The organism is Pseudomonas syringae CC1557, assembly GCF_000452705.1.
Taxonomy (GTDB): Bacteria; Pseudomonadota; Gammaproteobacteria; order Pseudomonadales; family Pseudomonadaceae; genus Aquipseudomonas; species Aquipseudomonas syringae_F.
Genome location: NZ_CP007014.1, coordinates 3,597,501 through 3,611,502, shown reverse-complemented (window position 1 = coordinate 3,611,502; position 14,002 = coordinate 3,597,501). Strand labels below are relative to the sequence as shown.

15 protein-coding genes (1 of these 15 running past the window's edge) are annotated in these 14,002 nt (G+C 58.7%); 8 read left to right on the top strand and 7 right to left on the bottom strand.

The window, feature by feature from the left end; all coding sequences use genetic code 11:
* Window positions 1–33 precede the first annotated feature (33 nt).
* A complete protein-coding gene (locus tag N018_RS15895; RefSeq protein ID WP_024645505.1) occupies window positions 34–1,176 on the bottom strand; it encodes a glycerophosphodiester phosphodiesterase in 1,143 nt (380 codons plus the stop codon).
* Window positions 1,177–1,434: 258 nt separating this feature from the next.
* Here N018_RS15895 and N018_RS15890 point away from each other — a divergent pair, with 258 nt between their 5' ends.
* The 3 genes from N018_RS15890 to N018_RS15880 all read left to right on the top strand — a co-directional run bounded on the left by N018_RS15890 (window position 1,435) and on the right by N018_RS15880 (window position 3,537).
* Complete coding sequence (locus tag N018_RS15890) at window positions 1,435–2,367, top strand: 2-hydroxyacid dehydrogenase (RefSeq protein ID WP_024645504.1); 933 nt, start codon at window positions 1,435–1,437, stop codon at window positions 2,365–2,367.
* Window positions 2,368–2,473: 106 nt separating this feature from the next.
* On the top strand, window positions 2,474–3,211 hold the full coding sequence (locus N018_RS15885) for a CTP synthase C-terminal region-related (seleno)protein (protein ID WP_025390183.1): 738 nt from the start codon (window positions 2,474–2,476) through the stop codon (window positions 3,209–3,211).
* Window positions 3,208–3,537: an antibiotic biosynthesis monooxygenase family protein gene (locus tag N018_RS15880; RefSeq protein WP_025390182.1), complete on the top strand. Its 330-nt coding sequence runs from the start codon at window positions 3,208–3,210 to the stop codon at window positions 3,535–3,537. The genes N018_RS15885 and N018_RS15880 overlap by 4 nt, the downstream gene beginning before the upstream one ends.
* 2 nt (window positions 3,538–3,539) lie before the next feature.
* Here N018_RS15880 and N018_RS15875 read toward each other — a convergent pair whose 3' ends face one another.
* From N018_RS15875 to N018_RS15865, 3 genes are all read right to left on the bottom strand, one after another.
* The gene (locus tag N018_RS15875; RefSeq protein WP_025390181.1) at window positions 3,540–4,958 is read right to left on the bottom strand and encodes a short-chain fatty acid transporter; all 1,419 of its coding nucleotides are present in this window, start codon (window positions 4,956–4,958) and stop codon (window positions 3,540–3,542) included.
* A 235-nt stretch (window positions 4,959–5,193) separates the two neighbouring features.
* Entirely contained in the window at window positions 5,194–5,850 is a 657-nt protein-coding gene (locus N018_RS15870) for a CoA transferase subunit B (protein ID WP_024645500.1), read from the bottom strand.
* 45 nt (window positions 5,851–5,895) lie between these two features.
* Window positions 5,896–6,597, bottom strand: coding sequence for a CoA transferase subunit A (locus N018_RS15865; RefSeq protein ID WP_025390180.1), 702 nt, complete (start codon window positions 6,595–6,597; stop codon window positions 5,896–5,898).
* A 128-nt stretch (window positions 6,598–6,725) separates the two neighbouring features.
* On the opposite strand from N018_RS15865, the gene N018_RS15860 reads away from it, so the two are divergent.
* The 3 genes from N018_RS15860 (at window position 6,726) to N018_RS15850 (ending at window position 8,718) form a co-directional block, all read left to right on the top strand.
* Window positions 6,726–7,616 (top strand): LysR family transcriptional regulator, encoded by an 891-nt coding sequence (locus tag N018_RS15860; RefSeq protein WP_024645498.1) that lies wholly within the window; start codon window positions 6,726–6,728, stop codon window positions 7,614–7,616.
* A gap of 88 nt (window positions 7,617–7,704) precedes the next feature.
* Window positions 7,705–7,986 (top strand): hypothetical protein, encoded by a 282-nt coding sequence (locus N018_RS15855; RefSeq protein ID WP_024645497.1) that lies wholly within the window; start codon window positions 7,705–7,707, stop codon window positions 7,984–7,986.
* Between the two features lie 123 nt (window positions 7,987–8,109).
* Window positions 8,110–8,718 (top strand): LysE family translocator, encoded by a 609-nt coding sequence (locus tag N018_RS15850; protein ID WP_024645496.1) that lies wholly within the window; start codon window positions 8,110–8,112, stop codon window positions 8,716–8,718.
* Window positions 8,719–8,755: 37 nt separating this feature from the next.
* On the opposite strand, the gene ssuE is transcribed toward N018_RS15850, so the two are convergent.
* Window positions 8,756–9,337 (bottom strand): NADPH-dependent FMN reductase, encoded by a 582-nt coding sequence (gene ssuE, locus N018_RS15845; RefSeq protein ID WP_024645495.1) that lies wholly within the window; start codon window positions 9,335–9,337, stop codon window positions 8,756–8,758.
* 438 nt (window positions 9,338–9,775) lie between these two features.
* Here ssuE and N018_RS15840 point away from each other — a divergent pair, with 438 nt between their 5' ends.
* Both N018_RS15840 and N018_RS15835 read left to right on the top strand, forming a co-directional pair.
* On the top strand, window positions 9,776–10,969 hold the full coding sequence (locus N018_RS15840) for a cysteine desulfurase family protein (RefSeq protein WP_025390179.1): 1,194 nt from the start codon (window positions 9,776–9,778) through the stop codon (window positions 10,967–10,969).
* 57 nt (window positions 10,970–11,026) lie between these two features.
* Complete coding sequence (locus tag N018_RS15835; RefSeq protein ID WP_025390178.1) at window positions 11,027–12,835, top strand: aminopeptidase P family protein; 1,809 nt, start codon at window positions 11,027–11,029, stop codon at window positions 12,833–12,835.
* 26 nt (window positions 12,836–12,861) lie between these two features.
* Here N018_RS15835 and N018_RS15830 read toward each other — a convergent pair whose 3' ends face one another.
* Window positions 12,862–13,176 carry a hypothetical protein gene (locus N018_RS15830; protein ID WP_024645492.1) on the bottom strand — a complete coding sequence of 105 codons (315 nt, stop codon included), beginning with the start codon at window positions 13,174–13,176 and terminating at the stop codon, window positions 12,862–12,864.
* Between the two features lie 165 nt (window positions 13,177–13,341).
* On the bottom strand, window positions 13,342–14,002 hold the 3' portion of the coding sequence (gene rhtA, locus N018_RS15825; RefSeq protein ID WP_024645491.1) for a threonine/homoserine exporter RhtA. The gene runs 227 nt beyond the window's last position; the window shows 661 of its 888 coding nt (coding positions 228–888); its start codon lies off the right edge, out of view; the stop codon is at window positions 13,342–13,344.

Below are 14,002 nucleotides of genomic sequence, written 5' to 3'. Positions count from 1 at the left end.
AGGCCGCATCGCGGGATGCGGCCTGTCATTCGGTCAGTAGCCGTTACGCTTCAGAATCGCGTCGATGCTTTCTTTGGCTGGCCGGCCGTAGAACTTCAACAGTTCGGCGGTACGGTTGGTGAAGAAACCGTCGGCACCGTCTTTGCTGATCCGCTTGAAGTCGGCTTCGTCGTCCACGGTATAAGGGTGGATCACCATGCCTTTTTCATGCGTCAGGTTGTTCATCCAGGGCTTGACCAGGTCCATGTAGCTCTGGTCGCCGCCTTGCGCCAGTTTTGACGAAGGGCCGGTGCCGATGGCCCCGTGGGCTTTTGCCCAGTCAATCCACTGCGCGAATTCCTCCGGGGATTTGACTTCCTGCGCCCCGTAATAGCTGGCTTTATCCTTGAAGCCGGAATCCTTGAACGCGACGCTGGATTTGGGCTCGATCGAGCCTTCGCCAATCCACAACAGCATGACCTTGGGCACGTTCGGCATTTCTTTCTGCAGCAGTTCCAGGCTTTGTTTCTCGAAGGTCTGCAAGACCACACGCCCGGGCATATGCGCGACGTTGACGTGTCCCGCTGCGGCGGCTGGGCGTTCGGTCAGCCAGCCGCGCTTGGCCAGTGCCTTCTTCAGGTCGGCTTCGACACCCGGAAACTTGTTCGGCACCTTGGTTTCGATGTACAGCCCCGGTTTGTTGGCGCCGCCCTCAGCGATGTCGATGACTTCGTCGAGCGTGAGGATTTGTAACCCGGCGTAGCTGGCGCGGGCCCGGTCCGGGTAGGCCTTGTTGAACCATGAGCCTGCGTCCAGCTGCTTGAGCTCTGCCAGAGTAAAGGAACTGACCGGGTCCTTGACCCGTGTCGGGAACACTTGAGCGATGTTGGTCGTGCGCTCCAGCACGTCATCGTGCAGCGCAATCAGCACGCCATCCCTGGTGCGCTGGATGTCCATTTCCAGATAGTCCGCGCCCAGATCCCGCGCCACGGTGTATGCCGGGATGGTCTCTTCCGGGGCATCGAACGAGGCGCCGCGATGGGCGATTACGGCAGGCCATGGCAGGCCGTATTTCTCGCTCAACAGCTTGCCCGGCGCTTCCGCTGCCGATGCCATGCCCGATGACAACATCAAGCTCGACATGACAGCTGCGGCCAAGAGCGTGCGTTTTAACAGCGTGGTGGAAAATCCTTGCATGGGCGGGTGGTTCCTTGTTTGCAGAGTGCGTTCGGTTGCGCCAGCCGAGAGTGCCACTGGTCGCGTCGATGCGAGCAACGATAACGCACTATTGTGTTGTCGAGGTCGTTTGAGTCTTAGTCTGTCCGGCAAATGCGTCCACTTTATGAACGACTGGCCTTATCGTGGGGGCTTTTTTTAAAGCGAGCGCCATTGGCGCTGCACAAGCGCGTCGACTCGCGTTACTGTCAGTATTTTACGGATCGAATGGGAGCGTACATGACAACGGTATTGGTGCTGGTTGAAAACCTGGGCACGTATCTGCCAATTCTTGAAAGCAGCGGTTTCCAGCTGATTCGTGCGCCGACGGCCGAGCAGCGTGCCGAGGCTATTGCCACTCATGGTCAAGGCATCAGCGCGGTTGTCACGCGGGGCCCGTTGGGGTTTTTTGCCGAGGAAATGGATGCTCTGCCGCATCTGCGCATCATCTGCGTAAGCGGGGCGGGTTACGAGAAGGTCGATCTGTCTGCCGCCAGAGCGCGAGGCATCACGGTCACCAATGGCGCCGGGGTCAACGCCGCCACAGTGGCTGATCATGCGTTGGCGCTTTTGCTGTCCCTGGTGCGCGATATTCCGCAGGCCGATGCATCGGTGCGGCGCGGCGAATGGCGCAAGGCCGTGCGCCCGTCACTGGCAGGCAAGCGACTCGGCATCATCGGTCTGGGTGCTGTGGGGCTGGCCATCGCCAAACGGGCGGCCGCGTTCGACATCGTCATCGGTTATCACAACCGCAAGCCACGCAACGACTGCAGCTACACCTGGCATGCCACGGCGCAGGCGCTGGCGGCCGAGTCGGATGTGCTGGTGATCGCCACGCCCGGTGGCAACAGCACGCAACATCTGGTCGATGCACAGGTGCTCGAAGCGTTGGGCCCGGAAGGTTTTCTGGTCAACATCGCTCGCGCCAGCGTCGTGGATACTCATGCGTTGGTCAGGGCGCTTGAGAACCAGCAGATTGCCGGGGCGGCGCTGGACGTATTCGACGACGAGCCCAACGTGCCGGACGTGCTCAAGACCCTGAACAATGTCGTGCTTACGCCGCACGTTGCAGGTCTGTCGCCCGAGGCGTCGAGAGACAGCGTGCAAATGGTCAACGAGAACCTGCTGGCGTTCTTTGCCGGGCAGCCGGTACTGACGCCGGTCAACGAATAAACAGTGCGGCGTTGCATCTATGACTTGCCTGGTCGCCCATTCTGATTGCGTTTCTGCCTGTTTATAGTCCGGTCGGATTTCACAAAAACCGGACAGGGAGCAGGGCATGGGCGCAGTAGCAGAGGTAGCGGTAAAGCAGTTGCACATCGGGCTGGTAGGGGATTTCATCGCTGAGGTGCCAGCCCATCAGGCGATTCCGCTGGCATTGCAGATGGCCGCCGACGCGTTGCAGGCGCGGGTTGAGGTTACCTGGTTACCGACGGCTCAGATTGGCGACGGTGCGCGTCTTGGCGAGTTCGACGGCTTGTGGTGCGTTCCGGGCAGTCCGTATCTGGACATGCAAGGTGCGTTGACAGCCATTGGTTTCGCCCGCGAAAAGCATGTTCCGTTTCTGGGGACGTGCGGTGGTTTTCAGCATGCCTTGGTCGAGTACGCACGAAATTGCCTGGGCTGGGCGGACGCCGAGCATGGCGAAACCGCCCCCGACGCAGCCAACGTGATCATCGAGCCGCTCAGTTGCTCGCTGGTCGATGCGCTGGCGCCCATTCATTTATTGCCGGATACGCTGATCGCTCGCGCTTATGGCACGTTGAACATCGAAGAGCGTTATCACTGTCGCTATGGCCTGCGCCGCGAGCTGGAAGCGTCGCTGTTCGGTGCTGCACTGAGAATCAGCGGGCGTGGGCCGGAAGGCGAAGTGCGCTGCATGGAATTACAGGGTCACCCGTTCTTTGTCGCCTCACTGTTCCAGCCGGAGCGTGCTGCGCTGTCGGGCATAATTCCGCCTGTGGTCAAGGCGTTTCTGCGCGCTTGCATCTCGCCTGTTCAGAGCGACAAATCGTGATCGCCGCACGCTTTCCCACGCCTTACTTCGCAGTAGTGTTCACCTCGCTACGCTCGCTTGATGACTACCAGGCGTATGGCGAGGCTGCACAGCAAATGGTCGAGCTGGCCAGCCAGCAACCCGGCTTTCTCGGTGTCGAGTCGGTGCGCGACAACGACGGGCTGGGGGTGACTGTGTCTTACTGGACCGACGAAGCCGCGATTCTGGCCTGGAAACAGCAGGCCGAACACGCTACGGTCCGCGAACAGGGCCGCGTGCGCTGGTATCAGGCGTTTACCACGCGGGTCTGCAAGGTCGAACGCGACTACTCGTTCGGCCAGCTTTAACGTCAGGGCATGACCGGTGGCGTGTACGTCAGCGTCGTGCCCAACGCCCACAGCAGAAACAGCACCAGCGGTGCATGGACCAGTAATTGCACGAACGAAAAGCCGATCAGGTCCCGGGCCTTCAGGCCCAACACGCCCAACAGTGGCAGCATGTAGAACGGGTTGATCAGGTTCGGCAAGGCTTCGGCGGCGTTGTAGATCTGCACGGCCCAACCGAGGTGATATTGCAGGTCGTTGGCCACCTGCATGACATAAGGCGCTTCGATGATCCACTTGCCGCCGCCTGACGGAATGAAGAAACCCAAAATAGCCGAGTAGACGCCCATCAGGATCGCGTAGGTGTCGTGGGAGGCAATGCTGGTGAAGAAGGTCGAGATGTAATGCGCGAGGGTATGCGCGTCGCCACCTTTGACGGTGGTCAGCAACGCGGCAATCGAGCCATACAGCGGAAACTGGATCAGCACGCCGGTAGTGGTCGGCACGGCACGCGCCACGGCATCGAGAAAACTGCGTGGCCGCCAGTGAAGGAGTGCGCCGAGCATGATGAACAGGAAGTTGTAGGTGTTCAGTCCGGAAATGGCCGTGATCGCCGGCTTGCTGGAAAACTCGCTGAACAGCCAGCCGGCGCCCAGCAGGACCATCAGGATAATCAGCAGCGGGCTGTATTCCAGCCATTCGCCGGGACGGGTACGGGCTGGTAGCGGCGGTAGATTGAACGCCGGGTCAATGCCACAGGCTTTCGCATCGCGGGCGCTGTTGGGACCGGGTGCGGTGGCGTAAGCGACGATCAGCGAAATGACCACCAGCGCCGCGAGCATGACACCGGACTGCCAGAGAAAGATGGTTTCAGTGAACGGGATCACGCCAGTGATCGAGAGGATCGACGGTGGCAGGCTGGCCGGATTGGCTTGTAACTGCGCTGCCGAAGATGACAGCCCCAGTGCCCACACAGCACCCAGCCCGAGATAGGCAGCGGCGCCGGCAGCGCGATAATCCATGCGCAGGTCAGTGCGGCGGGCGAGGGCGCGAACCAGCAAACCACCGAACACCAGCGACAGCCCCCAGTTGAACAGCGAGGCGAGCATGGAAATCAGCGCCACCCAGGCCACTGCCGAGCGGCCGTTGCGTGGCACCCTGGCCAGGCGGTCAATCAGCCGCACGGCAGGCGGCGAGCTGGCGACCACGTAACCGCCTATGACCACGAACGCCATCTGCATGGTGAACGGAATCAGGCTCCAGAAACCATCGCCGAACGCCTTGGCAGCCTCGGCCGGACGTGCACCGATGGCCAGCGTTGCCAGCGTGACGATGACAACTGCCAGTGCGGCGAACACCCAGGAATCAGGAAACCAGCGCTCAGCCCAGGCGGCACAGCGCAGGGCAAATCGGGCAGAACGACTTTCTTCGATGTTGGCGGCCATCAGAGGCACCTCTTTTTTGTAATTATTAGTGGGGGAGATCACAAAGCGGTGTTGACACGCAGCCGTGCACTGCAGATCGGGCGCAGAGCGTCCGGAACAGCGCTACCACGCTGGAGCGTGGGAGCGAGAGTCGTACTCAGATACATTTCTCGTTCCGACGCTCCGCGTCGGAACGCATTGGGTGACGCTCTGCGTCACAACGCTGCGGTGGCATAGGATCGAGAGGCGCAACCCCTCAGAAACTCATCTCGATCACGTCATCCGGCACGATCAGTTTGCCTGCGGTTTTGGCGACGATTTCTTCCACGCTGACACCCGGTGCGCGTTCACGGAGGATGAAGGCGCCGTTTTCGATTTCCAGGTACGCCAGGTCGGTCAGCACCTTGCGGATGCAGCCTGCGCCGGTCAGTGGCAGGGTGCAGCGCGGCAGCAATTTGGATTCGCCGTCCTTTGACGCATGGGTCATGGTCACGATGATGTTGTCGGCACCCGCCACCAGGTCCATCGCGCCGCCCATCCCCTTGACCAGTTTGCCGGGGATCATCCACGACGCGATATTGCCTTCGACATCCACCTCGAAAGCGCCCAGTACCGTGAGATCGACATGGCCGCCGCGGATCATGGCGAAGGATTCAGCCGATGAGAAAATCGATGCGCCGATACGTGCGGTTACCGTTTGCTTGCCCGCGTTGATCATGTCGGCGTCGATGGTGTCTTCGGTCGGAAACGCTCCCATGCCCAGCAGGCCATTTTCCGATTGCAGCATGACGTCGATATCGTCCGGCACGTAGTTGGCGACCAGCGTTGGAATGCCGATGCCGAGGTTGACGTAATAGCCGTCCTTGAGTTCACGAGCGACGCGTTGAGCCATTTGTTCGCGGGAAAGTGCCATGGTCTGAAATCTCTTTGTTGTTGTAGGTCAGAAGAGGTTTCGCAATCACGATTTTCTGACGGTGCGCTGTTCGATGCGCTTCTCGAAGGTGCCCTGAATCACGCGGTCCACATAGATGCCCGGCGTGTGAATCTCGGTCGGCAGCAGCACGCCCGGCTCGACGATTTCTTCGACTTCGACCACTGTGATTCTGCCCGCCGTCGCGACGACTGGATTGAAGTTCTGCGCTGTATGACGATAGATCACGTTACCGAAATGATCGGCTTTCCAGCCCTTGATCAGTGCGAAATCTCCGGTAATGGCTTCTTCCAGAATCACATTGCGGCCATTGAACTGGCGGGTTTCCTTGCCTTCTGCCACGGGGGTGCCGTAACCGGTCGCGGTATAGAACGCTGGAATGCCTGCGCCGCCTGCGCGCAGTTTTTCGGCAAGGGTGCCTTGCGGGGTGAGTTCGACTTCCAGTTCGCCGCTGAGCAGTTGCCGCTCGAACAAAGCGTTCTCGCCGACATAGGACGAAATCATTTTCCGGATCTGTCGGTCTTCGAGGAGGATGCCCAGACCGAAACCGTCGACGCCGCAGTTGTTGGAAACTACGGTCAGGCCCTTGATGCCCATGCGTTTGATCTGCGCGATCAGATTCTCGGGAATACCGCACAAGCCAAAACCGCCGCAAAGCACGGTCATGTTGTCAGTGAGCCCGGCGAGGGCTTCTTCGTAGGTCGCTACGCGTTTGTCGATGCCAGCCATGATGATCCGCCTTTTATAGTTGTTAACCGGCAGTCGTATCGCCGAAGGATCGTACGGCTGCATCTTCTCTTGATATCAATGATTTGTTAATTTTGTTTTTCTGAATAATTGATAAGAAAAACGAATATATGAACGTCAAGCAGCTTCGGGCTTTTCTGGCTGTCGCGCAGTACCTGAGTTTTGCTCAGGCTGGCGAGCGGCTGAATGTGTCGCAACCGGCGCTGAGCCTGACGATCAAGGCGCTGGAGGAAGACTTGGGTGGCCAGTTGCTGACACGCACGACGCGCAACGTTGGCCTGACGCCCGAAGGAGAAACCCTGCTGCCCCTGGCGCGCCAGCTGTTGGCGGACTGGGACAACACCGAGGAACTGCTGCGCCAGCGCTTCACCCTGCAAATGGGCCGGGTCTCCATCGCAGCGATGCCGTCGTTTGCAGGCAACCTGCTGCCCGCAGCGCTGAAGGTTTTTCGCGGACGTTACCCACGGGTCAATGTCGCGGTGCATGACGTGGTCAACGAGCAGGTGCTGGAGATGGTGCGTCATCGGCGTGTTGAACTGGGGATCGGCTTCGAACCCGAGTCCAGCAGTGCTTTGCTGTTTACGCCGTTTTACATGGATCGCTTCGTGGCTGTGGTTGCGCAGGATTCGCCCTTGGCCGAACGCAGTGAAGTGTCATGGGAGGATTTGCTATGCGAAGATTTCATTGCCCTGCAACGACCTTCCGCTGTGCGCCTGTTGCTGGAGCAGGCCATCGAGCCTCGGCATGGCAAGCTTTCGGTGGCGTTTGAAAGTCATCAGCTTTCTACGGTGGGCCGCATGGTCGCCAACGGTCTGGGCGTCAGCGCCGTGCCGTCGCTGTGCATCAGGCAGATGCAGGAGCTGGGTGCGCGTTGCATCGGGCTGGTCGAACCGCGCATTGAACGTCGTATCGGTTTGATGATGCTGGCCGATCACAAGCTGTCGGCAGCCGCGCAGGCGTTGCGTGAGGTGTTGATCGAAAATGCTCGGGCAAGTCGATAGCCACTATCACGGCGGTTGATTTTTGCTGCGGCAGGGGCGAGCGTAACCTTGCTTCATTCCCGACATGAAGCCCGCCCGGAGCCCCCACATGAACCAGTTGTTCGCCTTTGCGCTCGTCCTGACATTCAGCGTAGCGCTGCTCTCTGGCTGTTCCACCCATCACGCAGCGGAGCAGCGCCCGTTCAGTACTCAGGAAAGCCATCAACTGGCCCTCGAAGACCTGAACCGTCGTGGTCTCTCGTTTGATGAGTACCAGGCACGCAAAGCGCAACTGCTGGCAGATCCGCAGATTCAGCAGGCACATGAGTTCGACGCGCACGGTGAAGTCAGCGTTGATCTGGGTTCGCAAACATTGCAGCCACAAGGCTGACAGTCTGCGTCATTTGCATTTTTCGCCGAACTGTATGGCTTGAAGTTTCGTCCAACTGTCCGTGTGTTTCCTGTCGAGCGTTCGATAGGGTGAGTGCCTGACTCATTGATCTGGACAGTCTTGATGGTGCTTTCATTTGATTTACTGCTGGCGTTCGCGCTGTTCGCCTTCGTGACCTCGATCACGCCAGGTCCGAACAACATGATGCTGCTAGCGTCAGGCGTCAATTTTGGTTTCAGTCGCACCCTTCCGCACATGCTGGGCATCAGCGTCGGTTTCTTTGTTCTGGTGCTGGCCGTCGGCTTCGGGCTCGGCAGCGTGTTCAAGGCATGGCCGATGCTTTACGCCGTCCTGCGCTATGTGGGCGCCGCCTATCTTCTGTACCTTGCCTGGAAGATCGCCACGTCAGGCCCTGCCGCCGAAAACGTTGAAAGCAAAGGCAAGCCTTTCAGCTTTATGAGCGCTGCACTTTTTCAGTGGGTCAATCCCAAGGCATGGATCATGGCGATCGGGGCAATCAGCACCTACACGCCGATGCAGGGCTATTTCTACAACGTGGTGGTGATCTCGGCGGTATTCGCATTGATCAACCTGCCCAGCGTCGGCGTATGGGCAGGTTTCGGCAGTCTGCTGCGCAACGTATTGCGCGATCCCGTCGGTCTAAGGATTTTCAACGGTGTGATGGCCGCATTGCTGGTGGCATCGCTGTATCCCTTGTTTGTCGAGCACTAAATCTGGCATTAACGGATCCTTAGAGGCCCGCCCGATGCTATAGCGCCAATTGCAAATGTCCGCCTGCCTGTTTATGACGCGCCTGCAATCGGCGTTGCAGGCCGTGATAGAAGTGTTCCAGCCCTTCGTGCAAGCGTTCGATCAGGACCTCGTCCAGTGTCCCGCCTTCTTCGTTGTCGCCGTAGCTGATCTGCGTATCGATAGCAAAGATGCCATGCAACACTTCCTGGGATTTGAGGGTTGAAAGCACCGGTTTGAGCGCGTAATCCACCGCCAGCATGTGAGCAATGCTGCCGCCGGTTGCCAGTGGCAACACCACTTTGCCGTGCAGGGCACGTTCCGGCAGCAGGTCGAGCAGGGTTTTCAGCGCGCCGGAGAATGATGCCTTGTACACCGGCGTCCCGATCAGTAGACCGTCAGCCTGCCTGACGGCTTCGACAAACTCCATCACTTGTGGGCTGTCGAAGCGAGCGAACAGCAGGTCTTCGGCATTGAAGTCGCGAATGCGCAATGTGGTTACTGCAACGCCGTGGCTTTGCAACCAACTGGCGGCGTGGGCGAGAACAACACCCGAGCGGGATTTGAGGGACGGACTGCCGGAAAGTGAAACAACGAGCATGCGGGAATTCCTTGCGATAAGCGTCACCCTGCCAAGCAGCTAGTGTGCCAGCCTCACAGAACCTTCCAGATCGCCCGGTGCTCCGGGCGCCAGGTGTGTGCTAGCAAACTTCTGATGACCCAAATAACTGATGCCCCAGCTGATAACTGTTGAACGGCTGTTGCTGTAGCAACAGTCGATTGCTGTTTTATCAGATCCTGGCCGGTAGCGATGGGAACATCGGACACACTCTTCAGGCCTGTTCTCGATTGGTCCATATATTCGATAATGATATATATAAATTCTAAATCAGAATTTTTAGTTCTATGTCGACTGATGCACTATCTGCTCATGGTCCGTTAGTGATGGCACTGCGTCCAGGCGCCGTTTGCGCACGCTCAGATCAATGTCCATTGATGCGAGCAGGGCATCCATACTGTGCCATTCAGAGGAAATCTCATGAAAGAGTCAGCGCTGTACTTTGATTATGCGGCCACCACGCCGGTGGACGAGCGAGTCATCAAGGTGATGGTTGATTGCCTGGGCATGTCGGGCAACTTCGGCAACCCTGCTTCCAGTTCTCATTCGTTCGGACAAAGAGCCCGCCTGGCGGTAGAGCAGGCTCGCCAGCAGGTTGCGAACCTGGTCGGTGCGCAGGCTACGCAGATTATCTGGACCTCAGGCGCTACCGAATCCAGCAATCTGGCAATCAAGGGCGTGGCTCACGAACGCGCAAGGCGCCTTGCGGCAGGCGGTGGACGCGTAACCGGTCATATCATCACCAGCCAGATCGAGCACAAGGCAACACTTGATACTGCCCGTCAATTGCAAGAGGAGGGTATCGACGTCACCTGGCTTGCCCCGGACAGCGAAGGTCTGATCAGCCCCGATGCTGTCAGTGCTGCATTGCGTGACGATACATTTCTGGTTTCATTGATGTTGGTCAACAACGAATTGGGCACGGTCAACGACATCGTCGAGACCGGTAAGCGGGTACGTGAACACGGCGCGCTGTTGCATGTGGATGCAGCGCAGGGTGCTGGCAAGTTGCCGATCGACGTGAGCCAGCTTGCGGTAGACCTGATGTCGTTCTCGGCACACAAGATCTACGGGCCCAAGGGGATCGGTGCTCTGTACGTCGGGCCGCGTGCTCAACAACGTGTGCTGGCTCAGATACATGGCGGCGGGCACGAATGCGGCCTGCGTTCGGGCACGCTGGCGACGCACCAGATTGCTGGAATGGGCGCAGCCTTTGCGCTGGCTGCCGATGCGCTTGACGAGGAGATTCTTGAAACAAAACGGCTGAACCGGCTTTTATGCGAACGCCTCGCTGATATCCCCGGATTGTGTATCAACGGCAGTCCCGCGCAGCGGATTGCCAACATACTCAGCCTCACGTTTGGTAACAGTGATCTGGATGTGAAGGCGTTGGGCGACAGGCTTGCGTTTTCGTCCACCTCGGCCTGCAATTCGGCGAAAAACGCACCATCCCATGTCCTCCTGGCTCTGGGACTCAGCCCGCAGGAGGCGGGTCAGACCATTCGCCTGAGCCTTGGGCGCTTCACGCGAGATCAGGATATAGAGCATGCCGCCCAGTCTGTTCGGGACTGTCTTGCCCAGCCATCGTTCTGGGCGGTTGCTCAGGCTCGATGAGTGCTCCATTATCTGAACCCACGACAGCCGTCAATTTCCGGTTCAGCAGGAGACTCAATGAGTACGCAATCCAGTGCCAGTTCAGACGTGGCAGAACGTTTGGCGCAAACCCGCGCCTTGATGAAGCGGGAGCACATCGATGCCTGGCTGGTACCGTCAGCGGACCCTCATCTCTCCGAGTACCTGCCCGGTTACTGGCAGGGTCGCCAATGGCTGTCCGGCTTTCACGGCTCGGTCGGTACGCTGATCATCACCCATGACTTCGCAGGCGTATGGGCTGACAGTCGTTACTGGGAGCAGGCCACCAAGGAACTGGCTGGCAGCGGTATTGAGCTGGTCAAGCTGTTACCCGGTCAGCCAGGCCCTCTGGAATGGCTGGCTGAGCAGGCTCAGGCCGAAAGCGTGGTTGCTGTTGACGGCGCCGTTCTGGCGGTCGCTTCTTCGCGCACGCTGGCCAGCAAGCTTTATGAGCGTGGTGCGCGGCTGCGTACAGACATCGATCTGCTGATCGAACTCTGGCAGGATCGTCCTGCGTTGCCGACGCTTCCGGTGTATGAACACTTGCCGCCGCAGGCCTCCCTGGCGCGAGTTGAAAAGCTCGCTCAGGTGCGCACGATCATGGCCGAACGCAATGCTGACTGGCACTTCATCGCCACACTGGATGACATTGCCTGGCTGTTCAATCTGCGTGGCTCTGATGTTTCCTACAATCCCGTGTTCATATCCTTCGCTGTCATCGGGCCTACCGGCGTCACGTTGTTCGTCGATTCGAAGAAAGTCCCGGAAGTCGTCCGTTCCAGCCTGCAACGTGACGGGGTCAACATCGCCGAGTACACGCAGATAGGCTCAGCCCTGCGCAAGGTGCCGAAAGAAGCCCGGCTGTTGGTCGACCCGGCGCGAGTCACCTGTGGTCTGCTCGATTATCTGGACAGTGAAGTTACGCTGGTCGAAGGGCTGAACCCGAGCACACTTCTGAAAGCGCAGAAGACTGAAACCGACACGGCTCATATCCGAGAGGCGATGGAACAGGACGGCGCGGCGCTGTGCGAGTTCTTCGCCTGGCTGGACAGTGCCCTGGGTCGCCAGCCCGTCAGCGAACTGACCATCGATGAAATGCTGACGCAAGCGCGGGAGCGACGTCCGGGCTACGTATCACCCAGTTTTGCCACCATCGCAGGCTTCAATGCCAACGGGGCGATGCCGCATTATCGCGCGACCGAGGCAGAGCACGCGCGCATCGAGGGTGATGGACTTTTGCTGATCGATTCAGGTGGGCAATACCTGGGCGGCACAACCGATATCACCCGCATGGTCGCAATAGGAACGCCAAGCGCTGAACAGAAGCAGGATTGCGCGCGGGTGCTCAAGGGCGTAATTGCCTTGTCTCGAACGCATTTTCCGAAGGGTATTCTTTCGCCGTTGCTGGATGCGATCGCGCGCGCTCCCATGTGGACGGAAGGCGTCAATTACGGGCATGGCACCGGGCACGGCGTAGGCTATTTCCTGAACGTCCACGAAGGTCCGCAAGTCATCGCCTATCAGGCACCCGCGACGCCTCAGACAGCGATGTTACCGGGAATGATTACGTCCATAGAGCCTGGGACCTATCGGCCGGGTCGCTGGGGTGTACGGATTGAAAACCTGGTGATCAATCAACCGGCAGGCAGCACCGAGTTCGGCGAGTTTCTGCGCTTCGAAACCCTGACTTTGTGCCCGATCGATACACGCTGCATTGAGATATCACTGTTGAACGAAGAGGAGCGCAACTGGCTGAACAGTTACCATGCTCACGTCAGGGCCAGACTGAGCCCGCTTCTGCAGGGCGCTGCATTACTCTGGCTGCAGGCGCGCACCATAGCGGTCTAGAAAAGGCTTTTGACATTGCCGCAGCTTCAGTCCTGCGGCAGTGGATCAGCCAGTGGCGCGCGTTTTCTGCAGACAATGATCATGCTGCGACTGGTGTAGCCTGCCGGATTGAGCCCGAACGGATAATCCTCGGGCTCTTCTACGACGTCGCCGGATTTGGCGATGACCTTGAAGGACTTCGATGTGCAGGCATTGGTCGCCAACTCGTAGCATTTTGCCCACGACGATGAAAGTCCCGAGCAATTGATATGAATACCGCGCTTGCCTTGCATGACCGGTTTGGATGTCGCCGCACAGCCGGCCATAACAAGCATGGCCAATACGATAAAAATGAATTTCATTCCTGTCCTTAGACGGTCAATAGGGGTTGCGGTCCCCTCCGAGGGTGACTCGCAAGCCGATGAGACCCCAACGCAAAAATCTTAAACAGATCAATCAGGTGTTTAACATGGCTCAAGCGCGTGACAAATGCTAGTGCCATGTCGTTTCTTGCCCCCAGTCGTCGTTCAGTCAGCCGGAACCAACTGAGGTTTCTCTTGTGCCGAGCTCAGTGTCGCGCCAATGGAAGCGATGATGATCGCGCCGATTGCCAGCCACTGGGTCAATGACAGGTTTTCGTGCAGAAAGATCAATCCTGATAGCGCTGCGAAGACCGGCTCCAGGCTAGCCAGTGTGCCGAACGTTCGCGCTGGCATACGCGTCAAAGCGACCATCTCCAGACTATAGGGGAGGGCAGTCGACAGGATGGCAACACCGAGTGCGGCGGGTATCAGTGAAATGTCCAGCAACGCCCAGCCTGCGTGAACCACGCCGACAGGTCCGATAAAGATTGCTGCAATGATTACCCCCAGAGCCGCAGTTTGAACGCCGTTGTCTGCCCCGGCCTTGTGTCCGAACATGATGTAGATGGCCCAGCACACACCGGCACCCAGCGCGTAACTCGCGCCGAGCAGGTCGATCGACGCGCTGGAGTTGCCCAGAGGTATTAACAGAAGAAGGCCGATTACCGCGAGTGTTACCCACAGGAAGTCGATGGGCTTGCGTGATGAGAGCAGCGCGACTGTCAGCGGGCCGGTGAATTCGAGCGCTACTGCAATACCCAGGGGGACGGTCTGCAAGGACATATAGAAGAGGAGATTCATGCTGCCCAACGCAACGCCGTATATA

What these genes read in the sequence shown, in the direction of transcription:
- N018_RS15895 (WP_024645505.1), bottom strand. Translation starts at nt 1,176, where the DNA reads ATGCAAGGATTTTCCACCACGCTGTTAAAACGCACGCTCTTGGCCGCA.
- N018_RS15890 (WP_024645504.1), top strand. Translation starts at nt 1,435, where the DNA reads ATGACAACGGTATTGGTGCTGGTTGAAAACCTGGGCACGTATCTGCCA.
- N018_RS15885 (WP_025390183.1), top strand. Translation starts at nt 2,474, where the DNA reads ATGGGCGCAGTAGCAGAGGTAGCGGTAAAGCAGTTGCACATCGGGCTG.
- N018_RS15875 (WP_025390181.1), bottom strand. Translation starts at nt 4,958, where the DNA reads ATGGCCGCCAACATCGAAGAAAGTCGTTCTGCCCGATTTGCCCTGCGC.
- N018_RS15870 (WP_024645500.1), bottom strand. Translation starts at nt 5,850, where the DNA reads ATGGCACTTTCCCGCGAACAAATGGCTCAACGCGTCGCTCGTGAACTC.
- N018_RS15865 (WP_025390180.1), bottom strand. Translation starts at nt 6,597, where the DNA reads ATGGCTGGCATCGACAAACGCGTAGCGACCTACGAAGAAGCCCTCGCC.
- N018_RS15860 (WP_024645498.1), top strand. Translation starts at nt 6,726, where the DNA reads ATGAACGTCAAGCAGCTTCGGGCTTTTCTGGCTGTCGCGCAGTACCTG.
- N018_RS15855 (WP_024645497.1), top strand. Translation starts at nt 7,705, where the DNA reads ATGAACCAGTTGTTCGCCTTTGCGCTCGTCCTGACATTCAGCGTAGCG.
- N018_RS15850 (WP_024645496.1), top strand. Translation starts at nt 8,110, where the DNA reads ATGGTGCTTTCATTTGATTTACTGCTGGCGTTCGCGCTGTTCGCCTTC.
- ssuE (WP_024645495.1), bottom strand. Translation starts at nt 9,337, where the DNA reads ATGCTCGTTGTTTCACTTTCCGGCAGTCCGTCCCTCAAATCCCGCTCG.
- N018_RS15840 (WP_025390179.1), top strand. Translation starts at nt 9,776, where the DNA reads ATGAAAGAGTCAGCGCTGTACTTTGATTATGCGGCCACCACGCCGGTG.
- N018_RS15835 (WP_025390178.1), top strand. Translation starts at nt 11,027, where the DNA reads ATGAGTACGCAATCCAGTGCCAGTTCAGACGTGGCAGAACGTTTGGCG.
- N018_RS15830 (WP_024645492.1), bottom strand. Translation starts at nt 13,176, where the DNA reads ATGAAATTCATTTTTATCGTATTGGCCATGCTTGTTATGGCCGGCTGT.